This window comes from Bartonella sp. CL63NXGY (assembly GCF_042194905.1).
Taxonomy (GTDB): Bacteria; Pseudomonadota; Alphaproteobacteria; order Rhizobiales; family Rhizobiaceae; genus Bartonella.
Genome location: NZ_JBHINK010000006.1, coordinates 50,707 through 63,623 on the forward strand (window position 1 = coordinate 50,707; position 12,917 = coordinate 63,623).

The 12,917-nt window shown below is 40.3% G+C and carries 15 protein-coding genes; 9 read left to right on the forward strand and 6 right to left on the reverse strand.

Annotation, left to right across the window (positions count from 1 at the left end; translation table 11 throughout):
* Nucleotides 1-81: 81 nt before the first annotated feature.
* Complete coding sequence (locus ACFIK0_RS04710) at nucleotides 82-222, forward strand: hypothetical protein (RefSeq protein ID WP_375631460.1); 141 nt, start codon at nucleotides 82-84, stop codon at nucleotides 220-222.
* 169 nt (nucleotides 223-391) lie between these two features.
* Here the strand turns inward: ACFIK0_RS04710 and ACFIK0_RS04715 are convergent, their stop codons facing one another.
* Together ACFIK0_RS04715 and purE are read right to left on the reverse strand one after the other, a co-directional pair.
* Nucleotides 392-1,474 carry a 5-(carboxyamino)imidazole ribonucleotide synthase gene (locus ACFIK0_RS04715; protein ID WP_375631461.1) on the reverse strand — a complete coding sequence of 361 codons (1,083 nt, stop codon included), beginning with the start codon at nucleotides 1,472-1,474 and terminating at the stop codon, nucleotides 392-394.
* A gap of 265 nt (nucleotides 1,475-1,739) precedes the next feature.
* On the reverse strand, nucleotides 1,740-2,237 hold the full coding sequence (gene purE, locus ACFIK0_RS04720; RefSeq protein ID WP_273790836.1) for a 5-(carboxyamino)imidazole ribonucleotide mutase: 498 nt from the start codon (nucleotides 2,235-2,237) through the stop codon (nucleotides 1,740-1,742).
* Nucleotides 2,238-3,061: 824 nt separating this feature from the next.
* On the opposite strand from purE, the gene ACFIK0_RS04725 reads away from it, so the two are divergent.
* The gene (locus tag ACFIK0_RS04725) at nucleotides 3,062-3,214 is read left to right on the forward strand and encodes a DUF5993 family protein (protein ID WP_273790835.1); all 153 of its coding nucleotides are present in this window, start codon (nucleotides 3,062-3,064) and stop codon (nucleotides 3,212-3,214) included.
* 10 nt (nucleotides 3,215-3,224) lie between these two features.
* Nucleotides 3,225-3,800, forward strand: coding sequence for a disulfide bond formation protein B (locus tag ACFIK0_RS04730; protein WP_375631463.1), 576 nt, complete (start codon nucleotides 3,225-3,227; stop codon nucleotides 3,798-3,800).
* 692 nt (nucleotides 3,801-4,492) lie between these two features.
* On the opposite strand, the gene ACFIK0_RS04735 is transcribed toward ACFIK0_RS04730, so the two are convergent.
* The 3 genes from ACFIK0_RS04735 to ACFIK0_RS04745 form a co-directional block, all read right to left on the reverse strand.
* Nucleotides 4,493-4,897 (reverse strand): hypothetical protein, encoded by a 405-nt coding sequence (locus ACFIK0_RS04735; RefSeq protein WP_375663594.1) that lies wholly within the window; start codon nucleotides 4,895-4,897, stop codon nucleotides 4,493-4,495.
* Nucleotides 4,898-5,863: 966 nt separating this feature from the next.
* Nucleotides 5,864-6,235: a helix-turn-helix domain-containing protein gene (locus tag ACFIK0_RS04740; RefSeq protein WP_375631465.1), complete on the reverse strand. Its 372-nt coding sequence runs from the start codon at nucleotides 6,233-6,235 to the stop codon at nucleotides 5,864-5,866.
* 357 nt (nucleotides 6,236-6,592) lie between these two features.
* The gene (locus tag ACFIK0_RS04745; RefSeq protein WP_375631465.1) at nucleotides 6,593-6,964 is read right to left on the reverse strand and encodes a helix-turn-helix domain-containing protein; all 372 of its coding nucleotides are present in this window, start codon (nucleotides 6,962-6,964) and stop codon (nucleotides 6,593-6,595) included.
* 1,339 nt (nucleotides 6,965-8,303) lie between these two features.
* Here ACFIK0_RS04745 and ACFIK0_RS04750 point away from each other — a divergent pair.
* From ACFIK0_RS04750 to ACFIK0_RS04775, 6 genes are all read left to right on the forward strand, one after another.
* Nucleotides 8,304-8,489, forward strand: a complete 186-nt coding sequence (locus ACFIK0_RS04750) for a hypothetical protein (protein WP_375643503.1) — start codon at nucleotides 8,304-8,306, stop codon at nucleotides 8,487-8,489.
* 247 nt (nucleotides 8,490-8,736) lie between these two features.
* The gene (gene infA / locus ACFIK0_RS04755; protein ID WP_004857577.1) at nucleotides 8,737-8,955 is read left to right on the forward strand and encodes a translation initiation factor IF-1; all 219 of its coding nucleotides are present in this window, start codon (nucleotides 8,737-8,739) and stop codon (nucleotides 8,953-8,955) included.
* 249 nt (nucleotides 8,956-9,204) lie between these two features.
* Nucleotides 9,205-9,918: a Maf family nucleotide pyrophosphatase gene (locus tag ACFIK0_RS04760; RefSeq protein ID WP_375663595.1), complete on the forward strand. Its 714-nt coding sequence runs from the start codon at nucleotides 9,205-9,207 to the stop codon at nucleotides 9,916-9,918.
* Nucleotides 9,919-9,939: 21 nt separating this feature from the next.
* The gene (gene yacG / locus ACFIK0_RS04765) at nucleotides 9,940-10,221 is read left to right on the forward strand and encodes a DNA gyrase inhibitor YacG (protein WP_273790829.1); all 282 of its coding nucleotides are present in this window, start codon (nucleotides 9,940-9,942) and stop codon (nucleotides 10,219-10,221) included.
* A 13-nt stretch (nucleotides 10,222-10,234) separates the two neighbouring features.
* Entirely contained in the window at nucleotides 10,235-10,369 is a 135-nt protein-coding gene (locus tag ACFIK0_RS04770; RefSeq protein WP_375663596.1) for a hypothetical protein, read from the forward strand.
* 465 nt (nucleotides 10,370-10,834) lie between these two features.
* Nucleotides 10,835-12,043 (forward strand): MFS transporter, encoded by a 1,209-nt coding sequence (locus tag ACFIK0_RS04775; RefSeq protein ID WP_375643526.1) that lies wholly within the window; start codon nucleotides 10,835-10,837, stop codon nucleotides 12,041-12,043.
* 431 nt (nucleotides 12,044-12,474) lie between these two features.
* Here ACFIK0_RS04775 and ACFIK0_RS04780 read toward each other — a convergent pair whose 3' ends face one another.
* Nucleotides 12,475-12,846 (reverse strand): helix-turn-helix domain-containing protein, encoded by a 372-nt coding sequence (locus tag ACFIK0_RS04780; protein WP_375643527.1) that lies wholly within the window; start codon nucleotides 12,844-12,846, stop codon nucleotides 12,475-12,477.
* Nucleotides 12,847-12,917 lie beyond the last annotated feature (71 nt).

Sequence of the window (12,917 nt, forward strand, 5' to 3'; positions counted from 1 at the left end):
TTCACGCCCTTTCAGGGCGAATTAAAAGGTTAGGGGCGCTGTTGAAGCCGCGGGATATCGGTGTGGGGTGAAGCTTTTGTTATGGGGGAATATTTATGCGGTGGAAGGTGGAGGGGTGATGAACTTGGGGGCTGGCGAATTGCTTTTAGTCGTGGGGGGACTTTTTTGAGAAAAGGAGGAGGAGCTGTTGGATTGTTGATTGGTGTGGTTTTGTGTCTTTGAGGGTGGGGGCATGGAAGAGAAGGAGCTTGTAGGAGGGCTTCACGCCCTTTCAGGGCGAATTAAAAGGTTAGGGGCGCTGTTGAAGCCGCGGGATATCGGTGTGGGGTGAAGCTTTGTTTTTTCAGTTCATTGGGGGATAGTGTGAAAAAGCATTTGTATGTATGTGGGCTTAAGATTTGTTGGCTGGTCCCAATAATTGGATGACGTGCCCCATTTTGCGGTGGGGGTGAACAGTGCTTTTGCCATATAAATGGATCGAGGTGTGCTCTTGCTTTAGAAAATATTTTAACGTGCTAAAATTGTTACCAAGAAGATTGGTCATTTGGCAATCGCTATGGCGATAGGGACTGCCTAAGGGAAGTCCGCAAATAGCACGGATATGCTGTTCAAATTGTGAAGTTATGCATGCCTTTTGTGTCCAATGACCAGAATTATGGACACGCGGCGCTAATTCATTCACTAAAAGATGACCATCCGTTAAGACAAAAAACTCAATACAAAGAACACCAACATAATCGAGGGCATCCATGACTGTTAAGCTGATTTCTTGAGCTGCTTTTTGCACGTCAAGTGGAATATGGGATGGAACAAAGGATTTATGAAGAATTCCGTGTTTGTGTTGGTTTTCAGGGCAATCATAAAAAATATGTTCCCCTTGTTTTGTGCGGGCAGAAAGAACCGAAATTTCCGATAAAAAAGGAACTATTTCTTCCAAAATACAAGGCTGTTCCTGAAAAGTCCTTAAGGCTTCGTCAAGGGTTTGTTCATTGGGGTGATCAAGCTTGATCTGGTTTTTTCCGTCATAACCAAAACGACGCGTCTTTAAAAGACCACGTCCGCCTAAAGTATCAAGAGCGGAAAGAAGAGAAGAAGAATTGTCAATAGCGTGCCATGACGCGGTGCCAATCCCTTGATCACGCAAAAATTGCTTCTCAAAAAGTCGATCTTGCGTGATCTCTAATGCTTTGGAAGAAGGATAAACAGGCTTACTCTTTTCTACATATTGAACCGTTTGAAGAGAAAGATTTTCAAATTCATAGCTGACAACATCACATTGAGAAATAAAATGATCTAAAGCTGATGTATCGTCATAGGAGGAAACAATATGGTTGTTTGCTGTTTGAGCGGCTGGGCAATCGGCTTCAGGGCAAAAAATAACGGTTCGAAATCCTAATTCTGCGGCCGCTATGGCGAGCATCCGTGCTAATTGTCCGCCCCCGATTAAACCAATGACGCTGCCTGGAGGTAACATGGTGGAGGGAGTGGCGTTGGAGGAGAGAGTAGTGTTGGAAGAGAGAGTGGTGTTGGCTGAGGGGGCGGCGTTGGCTGAGGGAGTGGTGTTGGAGGAGAGAGTAGTGTTGGCTGAGGGAGTAGCGTTGGAGGAGAGGGTGGCGTTGGCTGAAGGGGCAGTGTTGGCTGAAGGGGTGGCGTTGGAGGAGAGAGTAGTGTTGGCTGAGAGAGTGGTGTTGGCTGAGGGAGTGGCGTTGGCTGAGGGGGCGTTGAAAAACGGTGCCATTTTAAACCTCCGTTACAGGCGTTTGGGCAACATTGGCTGTTTGTTGTTGACGCCAATCTTCTAATCGTTGGGCGAGATCATGGTCATAAACGGCCATAACGGCTGCGGCTAAAAGTGCTGCATTAATTGCGCCTGCTTTGCCAATTGCTAATGTGCCAACGGGTATCCCTGCTGGCATTTGCACGATTGAAAGCAAAGAATCTTGACCAGAAAGAGAATGAGAATGCACTGGAACGCCAAAAACAGGAAGAGGAGTAAGGGCTGCTAACATACCTGGAAGATGCGCTGCACCCCCCGCTCCGGCAATTAAAACTTTAAACCCTGCTTCTTTTGCTTCTTTTGCAAATTGATAAAGGCGTTCAGGAGTTCGGTGTGCTGAGACAATATGCGAACTATGAGAAATACCAAGACTCGTCAAAATATCTGCACTATGGCACATCGTTTGCCAATCCGATTGGCTCCCCATTAAAATCGCGACATCACATGATTTTTTCATCATTCACTATCCTTTTCAAAGGTTCAATGCGATTCTTTATCATTATTTTTTTAAAGTTTTATATTCTCTTTGCAAAGCCAATTGATGACAGAGAAACAGTTATTTTTCAAATAAGGTGGAAAGCTAAAAATTTAAAGGGGGAGACCAAGAGATGAAAAACTAAAGTATTGAAGGCATGAAGCACTTCTTTTTTTGGGGGGAGATGAATTTTGAGGAGAGGTGTTAAGGGGTGGTGTTGGATCCATGAGGCTGTTAAGCTTGCGGCATTGTAAAAGGGAAAAATATATTGGGAAAAATACATTGATTATAAGTTTTTTAAAAAAATGTCTTACTTTTTATTTGCTAAAATAAACAAGATCACCATATGATATAAGATCTGTTGCAATTTGAAACATTGCTTATGAGAAAAAGAGATTTTTATGGCGAAAATGCGTTGCAAAGTGAGGATATTCTTTTGAGAAATAAGGATATTCTTTTGAGAAATAAAGAGATGTATATCTCTCGATTTCAAAGCCTATTTATTTTGTTGTTCAAGTGATTCTTTTGTGAGTGGGGGGATATAATCTTTATAATTGTCAATATATCTTTAACAATGGCTGATATTAAGGGGAAGCGAATAATCAACGCTTTTGTGCTTTTAACGCTTTTGTTGAGATCTGTTTCTTAGCGATTATATCGTTTTTCCCTTAAATATAAGGGCAATATCAATCGCGAATGACGAATTGTGAATAATAAATCCATGGTCTCTTTTTTGCCCAATTTTGTAATATGGTGAATGCTGAAATAAATAAGAGTTAAACAACGGATGTAAAGGAGATTTAAAAGCTATGTTTCTTCCATTTTTAATCGCTTTAGGTACTGCTGTAACGACTATGTGTGGTAAAAAAAATATAAGTTATGCTTTGTGGGCAATTTTATTCGTTGTCATTCTTCTCACTTTCAATCATCACGCAACTTCTACTTTAAATTTATCTTTTTGAGAGAATAGCCATGGAACATGTTGAACAAAAAAACCCTCACTTCGTCATCTTTATGAATACGCTAGGACTCTTTGGGTTATCCATTGTCTTGGTGGTGGCTTTTTATTATCAATTGGTAAAGTTTGAGTTACCTTGTCCCCTTTGTTTGCTGCAGCGCGTTGGATTGATACTGGCAGGTTGTGGGTTCTTGCTCAATATTCACCATAAGGTGAAAAATACCCATTATGGTATGGTTATTCTCGGTTGTATGGTAACCAGTGCTGTGGCAGCACGACAAGTGTTTTTGCATATCACACCCGATGATTTAGGATATGGTTCAACGTTCTTTGGATTGCATTTTTATACTTGGGCTTTCATTATTTCTGTCCTTTGTATCTTTGCTGTCTCATTTGTCATGATTTTAGGCGAATTGGCACACAAGTTCAAAGAATTTTCTCCTTTTCCAGTCTTGAGTAAAGCAGCAAGTTTCTTATTTGTATTTTTGATTGCGGCAAATTTGATTTCTACCATACTGGAATGTGGTGGTGGGCAATGTGCCGATGATCCTGTAAGGTATGAGTTGTTATCAAGTTGGTTCCCTTCATAGTTTCGAATTTGTTTAATAATCCCTCATCGTAATTTTTATTGTTAAAGAGGCGGAATATTTAAAAATCCGCTTCTTTTTTATTTATTGGGAAGACATTTTAGCAAGATTGTTCGATAATCTGATCTTTTATACTAACGCTGGCTTTTATGAGCGCTGGCGATTGATATTTTTTTAGCGAAGACTTGTACTGTGCACCTTTTATGCTGTCTTTTGAGAGAGATGAAGGGATTGATTGGCTTGGAGGCGTTTGTAGAGAAGCCCCGGACTGCTGAGCCACGTGGGTTAAGAAGCCTCGTTTTTTTAGAGCATTAACGATAAAAAATTTTTGTTCTTGATTTTTCGTAACATTGTGTTAAATAAGTTTTTGTATTCATTTTGGTGCTTCTAAAGTGTTTTTATTGCTTCTAGAGGGATTAATTTAAAATTTTGAAAGTTATGTGAATAATTTTCTGCAGAGGTTTGTTTATTAGAGGCAAACCTTTTTTTTTATCTAACTTTTAGATGTTTTCTTTCAGTGTGAAGCCTTTTTTGAGAAAAAGGTAAGCGTCTTGATGATGCCTCTTTTTTTATTAATATATTGATTTATAATGATAAATAACCATTTTTAACGTGAAGCACTTCGCTGAATATAATAAAAATTTCTCATCACCAGTTCTCTTATATTAAATCAATTAAAATTACTTGCTTGTACATCATAAGCGGGGGGCATGTGGGGCAAAACTGTACAAGAAAGGCATGCCTTTAATGAAGAGTCTCTTGAACCGAAGGCTGTCTGCAACATTGGGAGCTGGCAGAGTTTTTGTGATGATGCCAGCCTCGTTCTTCCATAAGCGTAAACTTGTTTCTCCATAAGCGTAAAGATAAGGGGGCTGAATGGATTTTATACACTTCATGGGGGCTTTAACCATTCCTTTACGGGCGGCGTTTTGCAAAATGGGTGTGACGAGCGTTGAGAGATCTTTCTTTAAAATAAGCGTGTGAATATGCAACGCAAGTCTATTCCTTTTGGTGCGTTTTATATTACGAAAAAATATTGACTTATAAGGATAAGTTATCGTTGCGAATGTTGAATGAGAAAAACGAAAAGCTTCTCTCATCTCAAACTTTCTTATAGTCAATTAATTAAATGTACTCTTCTACGTTACAAAAAAGCACTGGATGTAAATAAAAATTCTTTTAAAAGTCGTAAAATGCTTCTTATGAATCCTTTTGATGGCTAGAATTTGTCGAAAAATTTTATGCTGGTCAATACAAATAATAGGGCAGTTTATATCTATGATTTAAGTGAAAATAGGGGGGATTTAGATGAAAAGGGAGGCGAGATTTTAATGACAGTTGTTGAATACGTTATTGTGTAATGCATTTTTTACAGATTTTCTGCTTTCTGTAAATACGTAAAAGCGTAAAAACGGAAATATGTAAAAAAGGAAGCTGGGACTTTATGCGTGGTGTATGATTTTATCATGGTATGGAATGTGGAGAGAAGATTGGGGGGGATGAAGAGGCGGGGGTGTTGACGAGAGAGGAGAAGAGAGTGTGGGGATGAAGAGGTGGGGGTGTTGACGAGAGAGGAGGGTGTGGGGGTGAAGAGGTGGGGGTGTTGAGGAGAGAGGAGGGTGTTGGGGGGTGAAGAGGTGGGGGTGTTGAGGAGAGAGGGTGTGGGGATGAAGAGTCTTATGAAGGGAAGGGGAGTTGGGATGAAGAGGCGGGTGTGTTGAGGAGAGAGGAGAGAGGGTGTGGGGAAAGTTGCTTTTGAAGTGAGATTGACCGGTGCTTTGTGTGATCTTACTTTAGGGTAACAAAGGGGCAAGAATATTTTAAAATAGGACGTATCTGTCGCGTTTGATGCAACATTATCCTTTGTGGTGTTGTGATCTGAAGTGCTTGGGGGAGATTGGCTAGGCAAGAAGCTGTATTGTTGACAAACCTATGTTTACAAAGTGGTGCGAGGGGAATTTGAAAGTTTCATTTGGCTGCTTTCTGTAAATGTGGAGAAGCATCAAAACGTTGATCCGTAAAATGTAAAATGATGCGGAGGATTTATGCTTTGTGTGCGCTTTTGCTTAATCAGAAATCAACCATAAGATTGCTTTTTGTTTTTTCGGCTGGAGCTCTCTAAAATTTTTCAAAAGTGAATGTTCTTTTTCGCTGTATGTTTCTTGATCATAGTGTGAGGCATTTTTTTCTACTGAGACATCTTCTTTTGTCACAATGTCTGTATAAAAAAAGCTCATGGGAACTTGTAGTTTTTGAGCGATTTTGAGTAAACACCCTGCGCTTACACGATTGAAGCCTTTTTCATATTTTTGGATTTGTTGGAAACTGACGCCTAAATAGTTTCCTAATGCTTTTTGAGAAAGCCTCATGGCAATTCTTCTTTGACGAATTCTTTTGCCTATCAAAATATCAATAAAATTTGGATTTTTGGTTTGCACTTCAAGCCCCCCCTCCGGTTGCGAGCGCCCTCGCATTGGTATTCCGGGAGGTTGGATTCACTGAACTTAAACAGTCTCTTGTTTTTAGTGCTTAAAGCACTTGGACATAACAAAAGCCCCCGGAATTTCCGGGATAGCCATAATTGTTTATGTGTTAAGTTTTAAGGAATCCAACTCCTTATTGACCGCTGCGTAGACGACCAAAAAACACAGGCTAATTCATAAAGTAATTTCAGGAAATTGGCAAGAAAAATCAATATCCCATAAAATGGCGTGATTTGGAAGGGTGTGGAGTGCTGGTTTGAGTTTTACTTAAGGAGGTATAGAATGGAATAATGGTAATTGTTGTGCTTTTGCTTAATCAGAAATCAACCACAAGATTGCTTTTTGTTTTTTCGGCTGGAGCTCTCTAAAATTTTTCAAAAGTGAATGTTCTTTTTCGCTGTATGTTTCTTGATCATAGTGTGAGGCATTTTTTTCTACTGAGACATCTTCTTTTGTCACAATGTCTGTATAAAAAAAGCTCATGGGAACTTGTAGTTTTTGAGCGATTTTGAGTAAACACCCTGCGCTTACACGATTGAAGCCTTTTTCATATTTTTGGATTTGTTGGAAACTGACGCCTAAATAGTTTCCTAATGCTTTTTGAGAAAGCCTCATGGCAATTCTTCTTTGACGAATTCTTTTGCCTATCAAAATGTCGATAAAATTTGGATTTTTGGTTTGCACTTCAAGCCCCCCTCCGGTTGCGAGCGCCCTCGCATTGGTATTCCGGGAGTCTAAAAGTACTGAGCTTAATCAGCTTTTTGCTTTTAGTGCGGAAACGCACCTGGACATAGCAAAATCTCCCGGAATTCCGGGATACCCGCAATGCGGGATAAATTTATGTATTAAGCTTTCGGGCTTTTAGCTCCCTATTTGATCGTTGCGTGGACGATCAAAAACACGTGCTTATCAATAAAGTAATTTCAGGAGATTGGCAAGAAAAATCAAAATAATCTCAAAGACTATAAGATTGGGTACTTTTTAAAAAAGTGCGAAATATGGATTATAAATCGCGTTTTTTTGCTATCAAAATATCGATAAAATTTGGATTTTTAGTTTGCACTTCAAGCCCCCCTCCGGTTGCGAGCGCCCTCGCATTGGTATTCCGGGAGTCTGAAAACACTGACTTGACTCAGCTTTTTGCTTTTAGTGCGGAAACGCACCTGGACATAGCAAAATCTCCCGGAATTCCGGGATACTCGCAATGCGGGATAAATTTATGTATTAAGCTTTCGGGTTTTTGATCCCCTATTGATCGTTGCGTATACGACCAAACTTACACTTTAAGTGATAAAGTAATTTCAGAAGATTGGCAAATAAAAATAGTTTTTATTTATAAACTTTATTTTTTAATGAGAGGCTTTCCGCCTCTCAAACTCTCCGGAACGCTCACCAAAATCATGAGATCAGACCCGCGTTTAATGAGGGGACTAACAATCCTAGGTTCTTAAGGTCAAGGAGACCATTACATGGCGCCTAACGGCGTCCTTGACCCAAGAACTTAACGGCTTGTTTTGTCCCTCTCACGCGGCTCCGAAATCATGATTAGAAGGGGAGCTTATAGGGGTGGTGATATCCGGCATATCAATTTATCAACGTGTTTTTTTAGAGTGTGATGAATATTTTAGGCTGGATTTTTTTGTCGCGTTTGATGAAATAAGCTCGTTTGAGGGTGGGTGATCTGAAGTGCTTGGGGGAGATTGGCTAGGCAAGAAGCTGGGTTAATACTATTGTTTATAGAGTGGCGTGGGGTGGAAGTTTCATTTGGCTTTATTCTGTGAATCTGTAAAAGCGTGAAAACGGAAATGTGCAAAAAAGGAAAGGCTTTATGTTGTTAGGGGCGTTGTGGTTAATGATACGCAATGTATGGGGATCGTGTTTTCGAAGGTAGGGAGAGCAACATAAATGAAAGGAGTGGCTTAGAGGAAATGTGTGGAGAGAGAGAAAATGGGGCAAGGGTGTACGGGAATACATAGAGTGTGGAGGGGGGGCGGTGAAGCATGTTGTGAATGGTGTGTGAAGAATGGACAAGGTTTTGAAAAAAGGAGGGGGCTTTTGGTGTGGGGAGTGGTGTTTATTTGAAGGGCGCATGTTTAAGGTGTGGAAGGCGGAAGGTGAGGAAAAGTTGGAGGGAGGAGGATTGTTTGTAAGTTGTGGAGGGATTAGTCAGAGGTATTGGGAAAATGCTTTAGGGGAAAAATTAGCGTAATTTCTTGTCATACTGAAACCAAAATCATCATAAAAATTGAAGGAAATTAGCGGGTAAAATTGGTGGAGAGAAAGTTTTGATTCTTAAGGTGTGAGGTGATGTTTTTTGAGAACATGAGAGAGTAAACTTGAAAAACCTTTCCCTTTTTGTGGAATTTTTATTCACAAACTTAAGAAAATAGGGTATGAACGCTGGAAATAACGCGCAGCTTAACAAAATATGTGCACTGTAAAGGAAATGTTTGTTTATGTCAAAAGAAGAAGTTTTAGAATTTTCTGGTATCGTTACTGAACTCTTACCTAACGCGATGTTTCGTGTGAAACTGGAAAATGATCATGAAATTATTGCCCATACCGCTGGTAGAATGCGGAAAAATCGTATACGGGTGTTGGCCGGTGATAAAATCATGGTGGAAATGACACCTTATGATTTGACAAAAGGGCGTATTACATATCGCTATAAGTAGCCTCGTGGGTGGCTTGCACTTTTTTCTAAAAGCTATCATATTATTTCTATTATTTTTTAACAGTTTTTTAGTTTGCTTTTCATGAGTGAGAAAAGGGAAGTATTTGAAGGTCCTTGAAAAACTGTAAAATCAATGCAAAAAAAGGATAAGGAGATTAATGGTGCGTAAAAGGGGGCGCTTAAAGGGGGCCGCGTAAAAGGGGGTGCGTAAAAGGGGGGTGAGAGGGAAGTCAATTGTGAAGGGGTGGAAATGAGAAATATAAGAGAGTGGGGGGAAAAACGTTTGGCAGATACTCTTACAGAAGAAATTCATTTGGTGCTTGCCTCCGCTTCGCCAAGGCGTTTAGCGCTCTTGGCACAAATAGGGATTGATCCGCAGCAGGTTTATGCAAGTGATATTGATGAAACACCAAAATTAAAAGAACATCCTGCAAAGCTTGCCAAACGTTTGGCAAAAGAAAAAGCGCTGAAAGCCCAAGAGATTTTGCGCTGGTACAGTCAGAATGGTCAAGACGAGTTGCAGAATGGTCAAGAAAAATTACCTGGACAGAAAATGATTATCTTAGCGGCTGATACGGTGGTGGCTGTGGGGCGGACCATTCTCCCCAAACCAGAAAGCGAGGATGAGGCTTATGAATGTTTACGATACCTTTCTGGGCGTTCGCATAAGGTCTATGGCGCCATTTGTGCGCTCAATGAACATGGAAAAATAACCGTAAAATTGGTTGAAAGTCGTGTCCGTTTTAGACGCTTAACCCCTGCCGTGATGAAGGCTTACCTTGCTTCAGGAGAATGGCAAGGGAAAGCGGGTGGCTACGCTATCCAAGGAAAAGCCGGTGCTTTTGTTGTCTATATCAGGGGATCTTATTCTAATGTTGTGGGATTGCCTTTGGCTGAAACAGCCGATCTCTTGATCGCTTATCACTATCCACTTTTCACTCACTGGGCTGAAGAAACGCATTAGAAAAACTGTAAGGCAAGTTCAATGCAAGGTGAAAAGCAACAAAAAGAGAAAAAAAATGAAAAAAAAGGAACAGAAGAAAAGTTAATGAACGAGCAGAAGACAAAGGTGCGCCAAGAACAAAAAGAGCTAAATTTGCAAAAAGAGACCCGTCCTCCGCATCCTTGTCCTATTTGTGGTCAAATGTCACAAAAATCTTCATATCCTTTTTGTTCCACACGGTGCCGAGCCATTGATCTTAATCGTTGGCTTTCAGGCTCTTATATTTTACCGCCTCCTCCACAGAAAAGTGATGAAGAAGAATAAAGGGGTCTTCCTCTTGAGAAGAGGACGCTCAGAGCGTTTTTTTTGTGTGGGAGCTAAAGGAAGGCGCGCGGGATTATCCTATATCAATGGATTCAAGAGCTGGATTAATGGCTTGGTTATTGTCGTCATTCGCAAAGACGCAGATTAAGTTCAATCAACGATGGAAGTTTTAATACATATCTAAGACTTATCCCCAGTGGTTTCCATGGATAATTATAAATTGCCTTGTTACAGGAAGGTCGATAGTGCTTTGTTGCAGGAAGGTCGTTGATGCTTTTAGGGTGTAAGAAAAAATTGATCATCTAATCAGTATTGCTAACGAAAAAGAAGGGGTGCGTGTTTTGGTGCAAAGAGGTGGGGCAATAAAAAATCGCTTGTTGGTGCTTTGTTGCGTGAAAGTTGTTGGTGCCTTTAGGGTGTGAGGAAAAATTGATAGTTCAATCAGTATTGCTAACGAAAAAGAAGGGGTGCGTGTTTTGGTGCAAAGAGGTGGGGCAATAAAAAATCGCTTGTTGGTGCTTTGTTGCAGGAAGGTCGTTGATGCTTTTAGGGTATGAGAAAAAATTGGTCATCTAATCAGTATTGCTAAGGAAAAAGAAGGGGGCGTGTTTTGGTGCAAAGAGGTGGGGCAATAAAAAATCGCTTGTTGGTGCTTTTGCTGGGTAATGGTATGGTGTCATTTGGGGGCTGGATTGATTATATCGTGATTTTGACCGTATCTGTGTTCACTTGGAAAGCTAATCAATATGATGTCGCTTTTATTGGAGCGGCAACATTATTCCCTGGTATCGTTCTGTCTAAGCCAATTGGAATGTTGGTAAGTCACCGTTCTATGATCCATTGGTTGCGGGCGTCACTGCTGTTACGGGCGCTATGTACTGTCGGTTTATTGCTGGCGACGAGTCTGCAAGGATTTATTATACTGGCAGTTATTCGAGCGACATTCAACAGTCTAGCCATGCCTGCAATTTCCGTTCTTAGTGCAAATTCTGTGCCTGAACACGGACGGACTCGTTACTATTCTGTGCTTAACATGATCAATAGCGCAGCAAAGATGATAGGACCTGCTTTGGGGAGTGCTCTGTCTGTACTTTTATCAGATACATATACTTTATTATTTTCTGGATTTTTGACATTGCTAGGCTTTATCGTGTTTTGTTGTCTTGGTGCACAACCTGTCTCGTCGCTAAGAATAAAAAAAGCGAATACCACGCAAGCACAGCAGAGGCTTTATGGGACAGCTTGGTATGCCTATGTGGCGGTGGTGTTTGTGTATTTTGCCATGGTCTTTATGGTGAATAATCAGTTGCCCGTTATTCTCAGCACAATGAAAATGAATAAACAGACTCTTGGAATACTGGTATCTGCTTCAGCGATTGGTAATTTTCTCTATGGGTTTTGGCGTGTGAAACAATCAAAGCATAAACCCCTTACAGGCAAAATATCGGAGTTGTTAATGCCGGCAATGTCAACAATGATTGGTTTTGTCATGATCTCAGTGTGCTTTTTTTACTTTGATTTACTCCGTATTGAGACTTTGTTGCTTTGTTTTTTCCTTATTGGAATGGTTAGCGCTTACTTTTCCATATCTTCTAATGTTTATCTGGTAAGCAATTTCAATGAACAGATTGGATTGGCTTCCGGATGGGTGCAGTCTATACAAAATTTAGCTATGTTGGTGGCGCCGTTTGTTGGAGCGTTTGTTTTAGGTCACACTTCGGCTGGAAAATTGTTCCTTCTTTCTGGATTGAGTGGATTATTCTGTTTATTGGCTATCAGGATATTGGTGAACCGTTCTTTGTCTATTATTCGTTCTCAATGATTGGCTCATCAATAAAACAAATGTTTTAAATCATTTTTCTGAGGTTTAGAGGACGTGGAGATAATCTAACATAGAGCAGCTTTTTCAACGTTATAGATTCAATTTTTGATTTTTACTTAACCGCTCATATTTTTGTTTTTTTTTCGGGGCTTTGTTTTCTTGACACTGTTCTACCGTCTCGTAAACTCAATAGGGGGCATGGTTTTGAGCGATAATGTCATTTTTGTTTAACTCCGCTTTGCTACGAATAGTCAAACTTAAAAACTCAGCTGCTAATCCTCAATCAGCTTGGCTTGACGCAATAATGGAAACAGAAAACAAGCTATAGTGTGAATTATCTTATATGCCATAAAACATCACTCTTGGAGGTATGGTGATATCAGGTATGGGAAACTTTAGGCAGAGGGGTATGTTAATTGTTGCTCTTTTTCCTAATCAGAAATCAACCACAAGATTGCTTTTTGTTTTTTTGGCTGGAGGTCTCTAAAGTTTTTCAAAAGAGTGTGTTCTTTTTCGCTATAGGTTTCTTGATCACGGAGTGGGGTATTTTCTTTTGTTGAGATATCTTCTTTTGTAGCAATGTCTGCATAAAAAAAGCTTATAGGAACTTCCAGTTTTTGGGCGATTTTGAGTAAACATCCTGCGCTTACACGATTGAAGCCTTTTTCGTATTTTTGGATTTGTTGAAAACTGACACCTAAATGGCTTCCTAATTCTTTTTGGGAAAGGCTCATTGAAATGCGTCTGTGGCGGATTCTTTTGCCTATCAGAATGTCGATAAAATTTGGATTTTTAGTTGGCACTTCAAGCCCCCCCTCCGGTTGCGAGCGCCCTCGCATTGGTATTCCGGGAGTCTAAAAGTACTGAATCCGAG